At 67.2% G+C, this 15174-nt stretch carries 17 protein-coding genes; 10 read left to right on the plus strand and 7 right to left on the minus strand.

Annotated elements, in window-relative coordinates; genetic code table 11:
- Nucleotides 1-2: 2 nt before the first annotated feature.
- The 6 genes from C0099_RS08345 (at nucleotide 3) to C0099_RS08370 (ending at nucleotide 5515) form a co-directional block, all read left to right on the plus strand.
- On the plus strand, nucleotides 3-1010 hold the full coding sequence (locus tag C0099_RS08345; RefSeq protein WP_102247010.1) for an RnfABCDGE type electron transport complex subunit D: 1008 nt from the start codon (nucleotides 3-5) through the stop codon (nucleotides 1008-1010).
- The gene (gene rsxG, locus C0099_RS08350) at nucleotides 1007-1681 is read left to right on the plus strand and encodes an electron transport complex subunit RsxG (protein ID WP_102247011.1); all 675 of its coding nucleotides are present in this window, start codon (nucleotides 1007-1009) and stop codon (nucleotides 1679-1681) included. The genes C0099_RS08345 and rsxG overlap by 4 nt, the downstream gene beginning before the upstream one ends.
- Before the next feature lie 5 nt (nucleotides 1682-1686).
- On the plus strand, nucleotides 1687-2391 hold the full coding sequence (locus tag C0099_RS08355; protein WP_102247012.1) for an electron transport complex subunit E: 705 nt from the start codon (nucleotides 1687-1689) through the stop codon (nucleotides 2389-2391).
- Nucleotides 2388-3020: an endonuclease III gene (gene nth / locus C0099_RS08360; RefSeq protein ID WP_102247013.1), complete on the plus strand. Its 633-nt coding sequence runs from the start codon at nucleotides 2388-2390 to the stop codon at nucleotides 3018-3020. The genes C0099_RS08355 and nth overlap by 4 nt, the downstream gene beginning before the upstream one ends.
- Before the next feature lie 70 nt (nucleotides 3021-3090).
- On the plus strand, nucleotides 3091-3681 hold the full coding sequence (locus tag C0099_RS08365; RefSeq protein ID WP_102247014.1) for a LemA family protein: 591 nt from the start codon (nucleotides 3091-3093) through the stop codon (nucleotides 3679-3681).
- Nucleotides 3682-3691: 10 nt separating this feature from the next.
- Nucleotides 3692-5515, plus strand: coding sequence for a M48 family metallopeptidase (locus C0099_RS08370; RefSeq protein ID WP_102247015.1), 1824 nt, complete (start codon nucleotides 3692-3694; stop codon nucleotides 5513-5515).
- A gap of 58 nt (nucleotides 5516-5573) precedes the next feature.
- Here the strand turns inward: C0099_RS08370 and C0099_RS08375 are convergent, their stop codons facing one another.
- The gene (locus C0099_RS08375; RefSeq protein ID WP_173768949.1) at nucleotides 5574-5903 is read right to left on the minus strand and encodes a c-type cytochrome; all 330 of its coding nucleotides are present in this window, start codon (nucleotides 5901-5903) and stop codon (nucleotides 5574-5576) included.
- 4 nt (nucleotides 5904-5907) lie between these two features.
- On the minus strand, nucleotides 5908-6231 hold the full coding sequence (locus tag C0099_RS08380; protein ID WP_173768950.1) for a c-type cytochrome: 324 nt from the start codon (nucleotides 6229-6231) through the stop codon (nucleotides 5908-5910).
- A gap of 188 nt (nucleotides 6232-6419) precedes the next feature.
- Here C0099_RS08380 and C0099_RS08385 point away from each other — a divergent pair, with 188 nt between their 5' ends.
- Nucleotides 6420-7775 carry an EAL and HDOD domain-containing protein gene (locus C0099_RS08385; protein ID WP_102247016.1) on the plus strand — a complete coding sequence of 452 codons (1356 nt, stop codon included), beginning with the start codon at nucleotides 6420-6422 and terminating at the stop codon, nucleotides 7773-7775.
- Nucleotides 7776-7781: 6 nt separating this feature from the next.
- On the opposite strand, the gene C0099_RS08390 is transcribed toward C0099_RS08385, so the two are convergent.
- The gene (locus tag C0099_RS08390) at nucleotides 7782-8297 is read right to left on the minus strand and encodes a MarR family winged helix-turn-helix transcriptional regulator (RefSeq protein WP_102247017.1); all 516 of its coding nucleotides are present in this window, start codon (nucleotides 8295-8297) and stop codon (nucleotides 7782-7784) included.
- A 99-nt stretch (nucleotides 8298-8396) separates the two neighbouring features.
- Between C0099_RS08390 and C0099_RS08395 the strand changes: the two genes are divergently transcribed.
- Nucleotides 8397-10010 (plus strand): chloride channel protein, encoded by a 1614-nt coding sequence (locus tag C0099_RS08395; protein ID WP_408634097.1) that lies wholly within the window; start codon nucleotides 8397-8399, stop codon nucleotides 10008-10010.
- Between the two features lie 57 nt (nucleotides 10011-10067).
- Here C0099_RS08395 and htpG read toward each other — a convergent pair whose 3' ends face one another.
- The 3 genes from htpG to C0099_RS08410 all read right to left on the minus strand — a co-directional run bounded on the left by htpG (nucleotide 10068) and on the right by C0099_RS08410 (nucleotide 12869).
- The gene (htpG, locus tag C0099_RS08400; RefSeq protein WP_102247018.1) at nucleotides 10068-11984 is read right to left on the minus strand and encodes a molecular chaperone HtpG; all 1917 of its coding nucleotides are present in this window, start codon (nucleotides 11982-11984) and stop codon (nucleotides 10068-10070) included.
- 65 nt (nucleotides 11985-12049) lie between these two features.
- Nucleotides 12050-12604, minus strand: a complete 555-nt coding sequence (greB, locus tag C0099_RS08405; RefSeq protein ID WP_102247019.1) for a transcription elongation factor GreB — start codon at nucleotides 12602-12604, stop codon at nucleotides 12050-12052.
- Nucleotides 12605-12638: 34 nt separating this feature from the next.
- Nucleotides 12639-12869 carry a DUF3567 family protein gene (locus tag C0099_RS08410; protein ID WP_102247020.1) on the minus strand — a complete coding sequence of 77 codons (231 nt, stop codon included), beginning with the start codon at nucleotides 12867-12869 and terminating at the stop codon, nucleotides 12639-12641.
- Between the two features lie 171 nt (nucleotides 12870-13040).
- Here C0099_RS08410 and C0099_RS08415 point away from each other — a divergent pair, with 171 nt between their 5' ends.
- Together C0099_RS08415 and C0099_RS08420 are read left to right on the plus strand one after the other, a co-directional pair.
- A complete protein-coding gene (locus C0099_RS08415) occupies nucleotides 13041-13253 on the plus strand; it encodes a DUF465 domain-containing protein (protein WP_102247021.1) in 213 nt (70 codons plus the stop codon).
- Nucleotides 13254-13476: 223 nt separating this feature from the next.
- A complete protein-coding gene (locus tag C0099_RS08420) occupies nucleotides 13477-14283 on the plus strand; it encodes a DUF2189 domain-containing protein (RefSeq protein WP_102247022.1) in 807 nt (268 codons plus the stop codon).
- A gap of 12 nt (nucleotides 14284-14295) precedes the next feature.
- Here C0099_RS08420 and C0099_RS08425 read toward each other — a convergent pair whose 3' ends face one another.
- On the minus strand, nucleotides 14296-15147 hold the full coding sequence (locus C0099_RS08425; RefSeq protein ID WP_102247023.1) for an endonuclease/exonuclease/phosphatase family protein: 852 nt from the start codon (nucleotides 15145-15147) through the stop codon (nucleotides 14296-14298).
- Nucleotides 15148-15174 lie beyond the last annotated feature (27 nt).

The raw sequence follows: 15174 nt of genomic DNA on the forward strand, positions 1-15174 counted from the left end.
AGATGATCCATTCGCCCTACATCCGCACCGGCGCCAGCGTGCATGCGGTCATGCGCAACGTGCTCATCGCGCTCGTGCCGGGCATCGCCCTCTACGTGTGGCAGATCGGCGCCGGTATTCTCGTGCAGCTGGCCATCGCCACCGTGGTCGCGCTCGCCGCCGAGGCACTGGTGCTGCGCCTGCGCGCCCGCCCGGTGGGCATCGCGCTGACCGACCTGTCGGCGGTGGTCACGGCCTGGCTGGTGGCGCTCAGTTTCCCACCCATCGTGCCGTGGTGGATCACCGCCTTCGGCGTGCTCATCGCCATCGTCGCGGTCAAGCACCTGTACGGCGGTCTGGGTCAGAACCCGTTCAACCCGGCGATGGTCGGCTACTGCGCGATGATCGTCGCCTTCCCCTCGCTGATGGCGCAGTGGCCGCCGGCCGGCGCGCTGGACTTCGCCACCCAGCTCGAGCTGATTCTCGGCGGCGTGCGCGAGATCGATGCGATCACCGGCGCGACCGCGCTCGATGCGTTGCGCACCGGCCTGCGCGCCGACGACGCGACGGTGCCGCTCGTGATGCAGCGCGAAGCCTTCGGCATGGTGGGCGGGCGCGGCTGGGAATGGATCGGCCTGGGTTATCTGGCCGGTGGCCTGTGGCTGCTGGCGCGGCGCACCATCACCTGGCACATGCCGGTTGCCTTTCTGGGCACGCTGACGGTCATCTCCGCACTGATGTGGCTGATCGACCCACAGCAGTTCGCCTCGCCGCTGTTCCACCTGCTCAGCGGCGGCGCGCTGCTCGCCGCCTTCTTCATCGTCACCGATCCCGTCTCCGGCTCTACGACGCCGCGCGGCAAGCTGATCTTCGCCGCCGGCATCGCCATCATCGCCTACGTGATCCGCAACTGGGGCGCCTTCCCCGAAGGCATCGCCTTCGCCGTGCTGCTCATGAACATGTGTGTTCCGCTGATCGACATGAAGACCCAGCCGCCCGTGTTCGGTCACAAGGAGGCGCGCCGCCCATGAGTGACGAGCGCTATACGGCCAGCCGCACGGCGCTGCGCACCGCCGGCATCATGCTGGTGTTCACGCTGGTGTTCACGGCGCTGATGGCCGCCACCTACCGGCTCACCGCGCCGAGCATCGCCGAAGCCGTTCAGACCCACAAGATGCGGCTGATCCACGACATCCTGCCCCCGGGCAGCTACGACAACGATCTGCTCGCCGACGTCGTCGAGCTCGGACCCGCGCCCGAACTCGGGCTGGTGCGCGGCGGTCAGGTCTACCGTGCACGTCAGGGTGGCGCACCGGCCGCTCTGGTGCTCGACGTGGTCGCACCCGACGGCTATGCCGGGCGCGTCGCGCTGGCCGTGGCCGTGGGCATCGAAGGTCGCGTATCGGGCGTGCGCGTGACCGAGCACGCCGAGACGCCGGGGCTGGGCGACTACATCGATCCGGCCAAGGACCGCAATCGCGAGTCCCCCTGGATCGACCAGTTCGAGGGGGCCTCGTTCGCCGGCACCCCGCCATCGGACTGGCGCGTCACCAAGGATGGCGGCGCCTTCGACTACCATGTGGGTGCGACCATCAGCGCGCGTGCGGTAATCGAGGCCACGCGTCGCGCGCTGCACTGGGCCACGACGCACCGCGAGGCGCTGTTCGACGCCCCGGCGGGCGCTCGTCTGCAACTGGAGTGAGAGGCATGGACTGGCAACGATTCCGCGAAAACTCGTACAACGGCCTTTGGAAACAGAACCCCGGCCTGGTGCAGTTGCTCGGCCTGTGTCCCATCCTCGCCGTGAGCACCACGCTGGTCAATGCGGTGAGTCTGGGTCTGGCAACCATCCTCGTGATGGCGGTCGCCAACCTGGCCATCGCGCTGCTGCGCAACTTCATTCCGTACGAGATCCGCATCCCGGTGTTCATCCTGGTGATCGCCGCGCTGGTGACCATGGTCGACCTGGCCTTCAACGCCTACTTCCATGAGCTCTATCTGGTGCTGGGCATTTTCATTCCGCTGATCGTCACCAACTGCATCGTGCTCGCCCGCGTCGAAGCCTATGCCGCCAAGAACGACCCCGTCGCCTCGACCATCGACGGTGTGATGATGGGCCTCGGTCTGGTGTGGGTGCTGGCCGTGCTCGGCGGCACGCGTGAGCTCATCGGCGCGGGCACACTGTTCGCCGGCATCGACATGATCGTGCCGGCGCTGTCCCACATCGACGTGTTCGGTCAGGACTACTCGGGCTTCCTGCTGATGATCCTGCCGCCAGGTGCGTTCTTCACGCTGGGCTGCCTGATCGCGCTGTTCAACTGGATCAACGCCCGCGCCGCGTCCCGCAGCGAGCGCGCGAGCGGAGAGCCGTCGGCAGGCGCGGAGCAGGCCGAAGCCGCGACCGGCGCGTGAAGCGCGCAGCCATCGCCGAGTTCTTCCGTCGGCTGGCGCAGGCCAACCCGAACCCGACCACCGAACTCGAGTACGCCACGCCCTTCCAGCTTCTCGTTGCGGTCGCACTCTCGGCCCAGGCCACCGACCGCAGCGTGAATCTGTGTACGCGCAAGCTCTTCGCGCTCGCGCCGCGCCCCGAGGACATGCTGACCCTGGGCGAAGCAGGCGTGACCGAATGCATCCGCACGATCGGCCTGTTCCGCAACAAGGCGAAGAACGTGGTCGCCCTGTCACGCCTGCTGCTCGAACGCCACGGCGGCGAAGTGCCCCACGACCGCGCCGCACTCGAAGCGCTGCCCGGCGTGGGGCGCAAGACCGCCAACGTGGTGCTCAACACCGTCTTCGGCGATCCGGTGATGGCGGTCGACACCCATATCTTCCGCCTGTCCAACCGCACGGGGCTCGCGCCCGGCAAGGACGTGCTCGAGGTCGAGCATGCACTGATGCGTCGCGTGCCGAAGGAATACCTGAAGGACGCGCACCACTGGCTGATTCTCCACGGACGCTACGTGTGCACCGCGCGCAAGCCCGGCTGTGGCCGCTGCATCGTGCGCGACCTGTGCGACTTCCGCGACAAGGTCGATTGAGTCTCGCGCCATGCCGCCGTCACGCGTTCCGGGTTAGCATGCGGCGTCATCCTGTTTGCGGGAGTCTCCCATGACCACCTGGATCGTCCTCGGCCTGATCGTTGCGCTCATCGTCTATGTGATCGCGATCTACAACGGCCTCGTCGCGCTGCGCAACCGCGTGCGCAACGCCTTCTCGCAGATCGACGTGCAGTTGCAGCGGCGCTACGACCTGATCCCCAATCTCGTCGAGACCGCCAAGGGCTATCTCAAGCACGAGCGCGAAACGCTGGAAGCCGTGATCCAGGCGCGCAACACCGCCAAGGCCGCAGCCAGCCAGGCCGAGGGCGACCCGGCCGACGGCGGCGCGATGCGTGCGCTGATGGGCGCCGAGGCCGCACTCGGCGGCGCGCTGGGGCGCTTCTTCGCGCTCGCCGAGGCCTATCCGGATCTGAAGGCCAACGAGAACATGGCGCTGCTGCAGGAGGAACTGGCCAGCACCGAGAACCGCATCGGCTTCGCCCGCCAGGCCTTCAACGACGCGGTCACGACCTACAACATCAAGCGCGAGTCCTTCCCGGACGGCATCATCGCCAACACCTTCGGCTTCCGCGCCGCCCAGCAGTGGCAGATGGAGGACACTGCCGCGCGTGCCGCGGTGAAGGTCGATTTCGGCAGCTGACGGGTTCGCCATGGATTTCTTCGGTGCCCAGGAGCGCGCCCGGCGCGGCACGCGCTGGCTGATGCTGTGGTTCGCGCTGGCGGTGGTCGGCATCGTCGCGGTGGTCTATCTCGCACTGGCCTTGGTCACGGGCATGTCGGCCGAGGCGCAGGGCGAACCGGCAACGCTGTGGCGACCCGTGTTGCTGGGCTGGACGCTGGCCGGCGTGGGTGGATTGATTCTCGCCGGCTCGCTCTACAAGCTCGCACGGCTGGCGCGCAACGGTGGCGCAACCATCGCGCTCGATCTGGGCGGACGGCCGGTGTCGCGCTCCACCACCGATGTGCGCGAACGCCGTCTGGTCAATGTCGTCGATGAAATGGCGATCGCCGCCGGCATCCCCGCCCCGCCGGTATACGTGCTCGACGCCGAGGCCGGCATCAACGCCTTCGCCGCCGGCGCGCGACCGGCCGAGGCCGTGATTGCCGTCACCCGCGGCACGCTCGAACAGCTCGACCGCGATCAGTTGCAGGGCGTGGTCGCGCATGAGTTCAGCCACATCCTCAATGGCGACATGCGCCTGAACCTGCGCCTGGTGGCCGTGCTCCACGGCATCCTGCTGCTCACGCTGGCCGGGCGCACGCTGCTGCGCAGCGCACGCGGCTCGGGGCGCAACGGCGCACCGCTGGCCATCGCCGGGATGATGTTGGTGGTCTGCGGCTACCTCGGAGTCTTCGCCGGCAAACTCATCAAGGCCGGCGTGTCGCGTCAGCGCGAGTTTCTCGCCGACGCCTCGGCCGTGCAGTTCACGCGCAACCCGCAGGGAATCGCCGGGGCGCTTGCGCGCATCGCCGATATCGGGTCGAACATCCATCATCCGGGCGCGGAGGAAGCCAGTCACATGTTCTTCGGCAGCGGCGCGAAGCTCTCCAGTCTGCTCGCCACGCACCCACCCGTGGAGGAGCGCATCCGGCGCATCGACCCGGCCTGGAAGGTGCGCGAGCGTATCCGCGGCAAGGCTCGGTCTCCCTCGGACGCGGCGGCGCCAGCCGGCGTATCCGGTTTCGCCGCCGGTGTCGGCCAGGTTTCTCCAGAGCACCTCGACCACGGCCGTGCGCTGATCGCCGCCCTGCCCGACGGGCTGGTCGAGGTGCTGCATCGGCCGCGCGGTGCGCGTGCCGCCCTGTTCGCGCTGCTGTTGTCACGGGAAGCGGACATCCTCACGCGTCAGTTCGATGTCATCGAAGTGCGCTTCGGCGCCGAAATGCGCGCCGAATGCGCCGAACTGGCGGCGACGCTGCGCAGCCTGCCGGCAGGCCGGCGCCTGCCGCTGCTCGATCTCGCGCTACCGGCGCTGTCCGAGTTCCCGGAGGGCGCGCGCGACGAGATCGTCGCGGTCGTCGACGCGCTGGTCGCCGCCGACGGACGCACGTCCGCCTTCGAGTACGTCGCGCGCCGCCTGCTGCGCGCAGTGCTCGATCCGGCTCCAGCCGGCGCACCGCATATCCGCGTGCCGGCCGCGCGACTGCGCGCGGACGTGGCGCGACTGCTGTCGCTGCTCGCGCACGCGGGCCACGCGCGCGAGGACGAGGCGCGCGCAGCCTTCACCGCTGCGGCGGCGATCGCCCCGTTCGACGGGCTCGAATTCGAATCCGACAGGAAGGGATTCTCGAGCGCGGATCTCGACGCCACCCTGGCGCGCCTGGCCTCGGCGACGCCGCGTTTTCGCGCACGACTGGTCGACGCCTGCGCCGGCGTCGTCAGCCACGACGGGCATCTGCATGCGACCGAACTGGAACTGCTGCGCGCATGCTGTCAGGCACTGGATGCACCGATGCCGCTGCTCGAAGCGTGAACAGGAAAACGCCGCAGGCGGAAAATCCGCTGCGGCGCTCCGGGACTTGCGCGATGGATCAGCGCTTGAGGTAGAGCGAGCCCTTCTGCGAGCCGTAGAAGGCCGCCAGATCCTTCATGTCCTGACGGCTCAGGTTCTCGACCTGGCCGGCCATGATGGCGTTCTCGCGCGTGCCCAGCTTGTAGTCGAGCAGCGCACGGTACAGATACTCGGGAATCTGTCCGCCGATGTTCGGGAAAGCCGGCGTGGGGCTGGTGCCGTCCGGGCCATGGCAGGCCGCACAGGGGGTGGACAACTCCTTGCCGCGCGCGGCATCGCCGGCCTGGGCAGGAACGGAAATGGCGAGCATCAGCGCCGCGAGGCAGGAAATCTTGCCGAAAGTCGTCATCTTCTCACTTCTCCGGTTGGGCATAGTAGGCAGCCAGATCGGCCATGTCCTGATCGGACAGGCTGCGCGCTATGGCCTGCATGCTGGGATGGCTGCGGCTGCCGTCGCGATACGCCTGCAGCGCCGCGACGATGTAGCCCGCATGCTGACCACCCAGCAGCGGCACCGGATAGACTTCCGGATAGGCCGTGCGATAACCCGGTATGCCGTGACAGCCCTGACACATCGAGAGCTTGTCCTGCGCGGCATCCGCGTCGCCCTCCTGTGCGGCGAGGCTGCCGCACGCGAGCGCAATTCCCACGGCAAAAACGATACGTCGTCCCACCATACGATCTCCCTCTATTGGATTTTTATTTATCGCATCCCCCGATGCGTCAAGATGATACGTTGCGTGGAAGAACCTTTGCAAACGATTGTTGCCCGCCGCGAAGCGGGTCCTGCGGCCAATGACGGACCTATAATGAGCAGCCGCCAGCCTCGGCGACGCTGCATTGCCACGACCCGCAGGGACCTCCCATGGGCTTGTTCGACGCGCTGCTGAAGTGGTTCGGCCTTCGTCGCGAATCGCCACGCGAAGACGGCTTCACGACCCTCAACCATCGTGCGCCGCTGCGCAGCGAAGAGACTGCCGGGCGCATGCCGGAAGGCGCGCTGCTGTGCCGCGAAGCCGTCCTCGGGCGTGACCAGCGCGTCGCCGGCTACCGCTTCCAGTTGCGCGAGAGTACGCGCAATCGCATTCGTCGCAGTTCGCGCATCGTGCATCACGTGTATGCCGAAGTACTCGTCGGCGGCTTGGTGCAGAGCGATATTCCCTGCCTGCTCGGCCATCGCCTGGCTTTCGTCGAGGTGCCCGACAGCTTTCTCTCCCATGCCAGCCTGCAGCGCCTGCCGTCCGACAATACGGTGATCGTCGCGGTTGCTCTGGAGGACCCGGCGGACGCTCCGTCCGGGCGCGAATTGATCGACGCCATCACCATGCTGCGCTCCGCCGGCTACCGCACGGGGCTGCGCAGTGAGTGCGCGCAGGACGTACCGCAGGGACTGGTCGGCCTGCTCGATCATGTACTGGTTTCCGGCACCGACTTCGATCCGGTCGCCTGCGAGCAGTTGTTGACGTCGCTACGGGCGATGCCACATCCGCCGGCGTGCGTCGCCACCGATCTGGCCACGCTCGACGATTTCCAGTACTTCCACGCGCTCGGCGCGCAATGCTTTCATGGCCCCTTCGTCAGTCGCCGCGAACAATGGGAACAGACCGAGCTGAGCCCCGACCTGGTGCAGGCACGCCCGCTGCTCGCGGCATTGCAGCGCGACGCGGCCGATGCCGAGATCGTCGCGCTCACCAAGCGCAATCCGGCTGTTGCGCTGCGCCTGTTGCGCTACGCCAACTCCGCGGCCAGCGGCGTCGAGCGGCGCATCGATTCGATCGAACAGGCCTTGCAACTGGTCGGCCGCGCGCGGCTGGCGCGCTGGGTGACGATGGTGCTGTTCGCCGGGCACCCCGATCACGGCCGATCAGCCGCGGCGCTGGAAGCGGCACTGGTGCGCGCACGCATGCTCGAGTTGCTCGGCCAGCATGCCGGTCGTGATGCCGAGACGCTGTTTCTGGTGGGCTTGCTGTCGCTGGTCGATGTCGTCTTCCGCACCGACATCGGACGCGCGCTCGACGTGCTGGCCGTCTCGGACGAGATCCGCGAGGCCATCGTCGAGCGACGCGGACGGCTCTACGCGCCGCTGGCGCTGGCCTGCGCCTGGGAAGACGGGGAGGTGGACGAAGTCACGGCGCGGGCCGCCGAATGCGGCATCGGCCCGCAGCAGGCGGCCGATCTGCATCTGCAGGCCTTGCGTTGGGCACTACAAGTGCGTAACTGAGCCGCCCTATTCGGTGAAGGGCAGCGGCTGCATGCCGAAGCCCTCGTCCATCTTCTTGATCTGGCGCAGCAACTGGTCGAGACTGCGCTGCAACTGGCGCAGATCGCTGCCATCGAGCGTGCACAACGCCTCGGGCAGCACGCCGCGTGCCGGTGACGGCGCCCCGGCGAGCAGTTCGCCGCCGCGATCGGTCAGGTACAGGCGCACCACGCGCTGGTCGACAGCGGTACGCTCCTTGCGCACCAGGCCGGAGGTCTCGAGCCGGTCGACCATGTTCGACACGGTCGACTGGTGCAGCGCCATGAGGTTGCCCAGCTCGCCCACCCGCAGTCCGGGACGTTCGAACAACTCCTGCAGAGCCCACAACTGCGCGCCGGTAATGCCGCTCTGGCGCTCGATCCACTGTGAATGGCGCTGCGCCGTGCGGATCAGCACGCGGAAGCGCTGCAGGACTTCGAGCGGCGTCGGCGCGTCGCCGCCGGCAACGTTCGCCGCATCGGATGTTGCGTTTTTGCGTGGCATCGGCGCGCTCCTGGCCGCTTTGCGTTTCAACACGGAATGAATGTGGCGTATCGTAGCGAATAGTTGCCGCGTGCGCATGGTCGCCGGCCGCGGCAGGCCATGGAAGCCGTGCTCCAGCGAATCGACGCGAACGCGATGAACCTCTTCCGCAACACCTCGTCCCGCTATTTCCGTCATTTTCGGCGCGGCGGCCTGCGTTACGCGATGCCGTGGCTGTCGCTGCGCCGCTGGCGTCAGCGCTTTCTGCTGGTGGGCGCAGCCCTGCTCGCCGGCCTGATCTGCATCCTGTTCGCGATCGGCGCCGAAGTTGCCATCGCGGCCCACCGCGAGCTCATGCAGCGCGCGCCGTGGCTGAGCCTGATCATCGCGCCGCTGGGCTTTGCGTTCCTGGTATGGATCGCCCACCGCGTCATTCCGGGCACGCTCGGCAGCGGCATTCCGCAGGCCGTCGCCGCTTCGATCACGGACAACCGCCGTGTGCGCGAGAAGCTGTTGTCGCTGCGTATCGCGATCGCCAAGGTGTTCCTGACGCTGGGCGCATTGCTGTGCGGCGGCTCGGTCGGCCGCGAGGGCCCGTCGGTGCAGATCGGCGCCTCGGTGCTGCACGTGCTCTACGGGCGGCGGCGCAAGAACCGCATCGCATCGAGCCGCGACCTCATCGTCGCCGGCAGCGGCGCCGGCGTGGCCGCGGCGTTCAACACGCCGCTGGGCGGCATCATGTTCGCGATCGAGGAGATGTGCCGCTATCGCGCCTTCCAGGCCAACAGCACGACGCTCACCAGCGTCATCTTCGCCGGCCTGATGTCGCTCGCGGTGCTCGGCAGCTATACCTATTTCGGCCGCACGCCGACCACGCTGGACTGGCCCGGTGGCCTGTGGCCGGTGCTCGCCTGCGGCGCGATCGGCGGCTTGCTGGGCGGGATGTTCAGCCGCATCCTGATCGCCACCTCGCGCGGCCTGCCCGGCGCCGTGGGCCGCTTCGCCACCTCGCGTCCGGTGCTCTTCGCCGGCGCCTGCGGGCTGGCCACGGCCATCGTCGGCATGGCCAGCGGCGGTCTGACCTACGGCACCGGTTACGACGAGACACGCGACGCGCTCGAAGGCATCTCGCCGCTGCCGATGTACTTCCTGCTCGCCAAGATGTTCGTGATCTGGCTGGTCTTCGTCAGCCGCATCCCCGGCGGCATCTTCGCCCCGGCCGTGGCGGTGGGCGCGGGCCTGGGCGCGAACGTGGCCTCCTTCCTGCCGCCCGACCAGGCGGCGGCGGTGCTCGCGCTGGGCATGGTGGCCTTTCTGTCGGCGATGACGCAGACGCCCATCACCTCCTTCGTGATCGTCATGGAGATGACGGCCAACCACCACATGCTGCTGCCGCTGATGGCCACATCGGTGATCGCGCATGCGTTCTCGCGCACGGTCTCGCCGGTACCGCTCTACCAGGCGTTGTCCTACACGCTGCTGCGCAACACGCAGGAGATCGTGCGCAAGGAGAATCTGGAACGACAGCGACAGAAGGCCGAAGCAACGGCCGTGATCGATGCGACTGAAAAGGCCTTGAGCGGGCATGAGACGAGCGCGCCGGCCGTACCCGACGCGCACCCCGGCGAAGTCACCGCCCACCCCGCACCACCCGCGCCCGAGGCCGCCGCGCAGGATCCGCCCGAGGCGCGGAAGAAGCCGCCACGCCGCCGGCGCAAGCCGCCCGACCCGTGAGAAAGGCCGCGCCCCAGCCAAGGGGCGCGGCCTTTTCACGCGTATGCGAGGTGACGCTCAGTTACCGCTCATGGCCAGCATCAGGTGGTTGATGCGCTTGACGAAGGTCGCCGGGTCGTCGAGCGTGCCGCCCTCTGCCAGCAAGGCCTGCTCGAACAGCACCGCCGCCCAGTCGTCGAAGCTCGACTCCTCGGCCCTGAGGCGCTGTACGGCCGGGTGCGACGGGTTGATCTCGAGGATGGGCTTGGCCATCGGCGCGTCCTGACCGGCCGCCTTGAGGATGCGCGCCAGGTTCATGCCCATGTCGTGCTCGTCGGCGACCAGGCAGGCGGGCGAGTCGGTCAGGCGGTGGGTGACGCGCACGTCCTTGACGCGCTCGCCGAGGCTGGCCTTGACGCGGTCGAGCAGTTCCTTGTACTCGTCGGCGGCCTTCTCGGCCTCCTTCTTCTCCTCCTCGTCCTCGAGCTCACCCAGATCCAGGCCGCCCTTGGCGACCGAGACCAGCGGCTTGCCGTCGAATTCGGTGAGGTTGCCGGTGACCCATTCGTCGACCCGGTCGGACAGCAGCAGCACCTCGATGCCCTTCTTGCGGAAGATCTCCAGGTGCGGGCTGTTCTTCGCGGCGTTGAAGGTCTCGGCGGTGACGTAGTAGATCTTGTCCTGCCCTTCCTTCATGCGGCCGATGTAGTCGGCCAGCGACACCGTCTCGTCGGGCGTGTCGGCATGCGTGGAGGCAAAGCGCAGCAGGCCGGCGATCTTGTCCTTGTTGGCGAAGTCCTCGCCGGTGCCCTCCTTGAGGACCTTGCCGAACTCCTTCCAGAAGGCGGCGTAGTTGTCCTTGTCGTTCTCCGCCAGGTCTTCGAGCAGGCCCAGCACGCGCTTGGTGCAGCCGGCGCGGATGGTGTCGATGTCCTTGCTCTCCTGCAGGATCTCGCGCGAGACGTTGAGCGGCAGATCGGCCGAATCGACCACCCCGCGCACGAAGCGCAGATAGGTCGGCATCAGCTTCTCGGCGTCGTCCATGATGAACACGCGCTTCACGTACAGCTTGATGCCGTGGCGCGCGTTGCGGTCCCACAGGTCGAACGGCGCGTGCTTCGGGATGTAGAGCAGCTGGGTGTATTCGTGGCGGCCCTCGACGCGATTGTGGGTCCAGGCCAGCGGCTCGTCGTAGTCGTGGCCGACGTGCTTGTAGAAGGCCTTGTACTCGTCGTCCGTGATCTCGTTCTTGGACTTGGCCCACAGCGCGCTGGCCTGATTGACCGTCTCGTCCTCCTCGCTGACGACCTGCTCTTTCTTGTCCTCGTCCCATTCCTCCTTCTTCATCAGGATGGGCTGCAGGATGTGGTCCGAATACTTGCGGATCAGGCTGCGCAGCTGCCAGCCCGAGAGCAGATCGTCCTGATCCTCGCGCAGGTGCAGCGTGATGGAGGTGCCGCGTGCGGCGCGCTCGATGGCTTCGGTGGTGTATTCGCCGGCCGTCTCGCCCGTCATCGCGCATTCCCAGCGCACGCCCTCGCTCGCCGGCTGGCCGGCGCGGCGCGTCTCGACCGTGACGCGGTCGGCGACGATGAAGGCCGAGTAGAAGCCCACCCCGAACTGACCGATGAGGTTGGCATCCTTCTGGCGATCACCGGTGAGCTGGCCGAAGAACTCGCGCGTGCCCGACTTGGCGATGGTCCCCAGATGCGTGACCACTTCCTCGGCGCTCATGCCGATGCCGTTGTCGGACACCGTGATCGTGCGTGCGCTCTTGTCGAAGCCCACACGGATGGCCAGATCAGGATCGTTCTCGAACAGTTCGGGTGCGTCGAGCGCCTCGAAGCGCAGCTTGTCGCAGGCGTCCGATGCGTTGGAGATCAGCTCACGCAGGAAGATCTCGCGGTTGGAATACAGGGAATGGATCATCAGGTGAAGCAGCTGCTTCACCTCGGCCTGAAAGGCATGGGTTTGCGCGGTGGCGGTCTGGGACATCCCTTCGACTCCGTTGGTTTGACGAACGGGTGGGATATGGGTGCGCCCATGCGCGATTTCAAGTGCTATTCGTAACGCACCTCGATGACTTCGATCTCGCGCACCCCGGCCGGGCTCATGAAACGCACGACATCGCCCTCGCGCGCCTTGAGCAGGGCGCGCGCGAGCGGCGAGATCCAGCTGATGCGCCCATTGGCCGCATCGGCCTCGTCCACGCCGACGATCTGCCAGGTCTGCTCCGCACCCCCTGCGAGATCGTCGATGGTGACGGTGGCGCCGAAGAAGATCTGGTCGTTGCCCGCCTGCATCTGCGGGTCCACGACTTCGGCGTTTTCGACACGCTTGATCAGGAAGCGGATGCGACGGTCGATCTCGCGCAAACGCTTCTTGCCGTAGATGTAGTCGCCGTTCTCGGAGCGGTCGCCGTTGGCGGCGGCCCAGGCGACGGTCTCCACGAGCTTGGGACGCTCGCGCTTGACCAGTTGCTCGAGTTCGTCACGCAAGGCGTCGTAGCCGTGCCGCGTGACGTAGTTCTTGCTGCCGGGCGGCAGGCGCACGGCGGCGGGAACCTCCTGCTCGTCCTCGTCGCCGTCGCCTTCCCTGGTAAATGCCTTGCTCATGTCCGTCCGGTTGCGTGCAGTGAATCGGAGACGCTCAATGGTAGATCGCCTGCTGCGTCATCAGCGCACCGAAATGGCCGATGAATTCATCCACCTTGTCGGGGTCGGCCGACTCCGCCCACAGTTCGAGTTCGGCGCGAAAACGTTGCGCTGCCTCGTCACGCATCATGCCGCCGCGACCGATGCGCTTGTCGATGACCTCGACCGCGTCGATCGCCGGATAGTCCACCACGTACAGTTCGGGGCTGTTGCACACAACTCTCATGGTCGTTCTCCTTCGTGGCCTCGCCCGCACCGGATGGTGGGACGCGTGTCGTATTGAACATCGGGTCGTAAAGCGGCTTTTCAAGACGCGTCGGGGCACCTCCGATCATGTTGTCATCGATGGGTCGCACGCCTACCATAGCACCCGACAGGTGCCCATGGACGACGCGCAATGAGCGAACACGATGCCGAAGCCGAAACGTTCCGCCTGCGCCTGGAGGAACTGCGCGAGGAACACCGCGACCTCGACGCGGCCATCGACCGGCTGGCGGCGGCGCCGGTCGAGGATGTGCTGCTGTTGCGCCGCCTCAAGAAGCGCAAGCTGGCGCTGAAGGATCGCATCACCGCGCTCGAGCGCGTGGTCGAACCGGGCGACTTCGCGTAAGCGCACCTGCAGCAAGAACACAACAGGGTGCCTCGAAGAACCGTAGCGAGCGGTTGGAGTGCAAGGCGCACGGAGCGCAGGATGCGAGACATATCACATTGATAGGCGAGCATCCGGGCACCGCGCAACGCAGCAATCCGACCGCGCAGCAGGTTATTCGAGGTATCCAAAAAAAAAACAAACAACAACAAAAAACGCCACGACACACCTGAGGAGGGAGCAGATGTCGCAATCCGGCAACGCCGCCAACGAGGAGGAGGGCCTGCCCTTTCCGCGTCCGAGAAACGTCTCCGTCGGCGCCCCCTTGCGGTGGCTCGTTCGGGGCTTCGACGACTTTCGCAGCTGTCCGGTTCCCAGCCTGTTCTACGGTTTCTGTTTCGCCGGAATGGGCCTGCTGATGACCTTCGTCTTCGAGCACGCCTACGAATACGCGATGGCGGTCACTTCGGGCTTCCTGCTGCTCGGCCCCTTCCTCGCCATGGGTCTGTACGAGATCAGCCGCCGCCACGAGCGCGGCGAGGGCTGTTCGCTCGCGCCCACGCTCACGGTGTGGCGCCGCAACGCCGGCAACATCGGCATCTTCGCCGTCGTGCTGGGCATCGTCTTCATCGTCTGGGCACGCGCCTCGCTGGTCATCTTCGCGCTCTTCTACACCAGCGAGATGCCCAATCTGTCGGGCTTTCTCAAGCAGCTGCTGGTGGTCGACAACCTCGAGTTCCTGGCCATCTACACCGGCATCGGCCTGATCTTCGCGACCGTCGCCTTCGCCTTCAGCGTCGCCTCGCTGCCGCTGATGCTCGACCGCAACCAGGATGCGGTCTCGTCCATGCTCGGCAGCGTCGGCGCCCTGCTGCACAACCCGGCAGCGATGATCGTGTGGGCTACGCTGATCGTCGGCTGCACGGCGATCGGCTTCCTCACCTTCCACCTCGGACTGGTAATCCTGATGCCGCTGGTGGGTCACGCCACCTGGCACGCCTACCGCGACCTCATCGAACCACTCGAAACCACCCCGCGCCCGCGCGACTGAACGCCCGCGCGCTCAGTACTCCAGTTCCAGCACCACCGGCTGGTGGTCGGAGGCCGGCGTCGCGGTCTCGACCGCAACCGCGCGCACGCGCGGCGCGATACGCTGTGACACCCAGAAGTAGTCGCAGCAGTACTGCCGGTCGGGCCAGTCGGCGCCATGCAGACCCACCGTGGGGTCATGCGCGAGGGCACCGTTGGCCTCACACCAGGCGTCGACCCAGCCCACCCCCTCATCAGCCGTGGGCTCGGCCATCAGCGCGTAGTCGGGCGAATCCGGCTCCATGTTGAAGTCACCGCAGATCACCGCTTCGAGCGGACGCGGCTGCCGCACGAAGGCCGGATTGGCGTCCCTGCGGCTCGTTGCCGCCGTCCCCGCGTGGCCAGCGGCCTCCTCCTGCAACTGACGCAGGGCCATGATCTGAGTGCGCCGCTGCAAGGCGGAGTAGTACTCGAGGTGGGTCGTGAGCACGCGCAGCGGCCCCGAAGGCGCGGCGAGTACGGCCTCGACGCAGCAACGCGGCATACCGGGCACACCCGCATCGGCCGGGAATGGCAAGGCGTGACGGGACACCGCGCCGACCGGCAGGGCCGACAGCAGCAGGTTGCCGAACTGACCGCGCCCGCCGTACGTGCCGGGCACGTCCACACCGGCGCCGAATACCGCCTCGTGCCCTGGAAAGGCCGCAACCAGCGCGGCCACCTCGTCGACCGGATCGGACGCCAGATCGGGGAAGCCACGTACCACTTCCTGCAGGCAGATCACGTCCGCACCGCCCATGTCACGCAGCGCGGCGATGGTGCGATCGAGTGCGACACGCCCGTCGGCGCCGCGTCCCCATTGAATGTTCCACGTGATGATGCGCATGATGTAGCCTCCCTCTTCCCGGCCGTC

The sequence above is a fragment of the Pseudazoarcus pumilus genome, assembly GCF_002872475.1.
GTDB classification, from domain to species: domain Bacteria; phylum Pseudomonadota; class Gammaproteobacteria; order Burkholderiales; family Rhodocyclaceae; genus Pseudazoarcus; species Pseudazoarcus pumilus.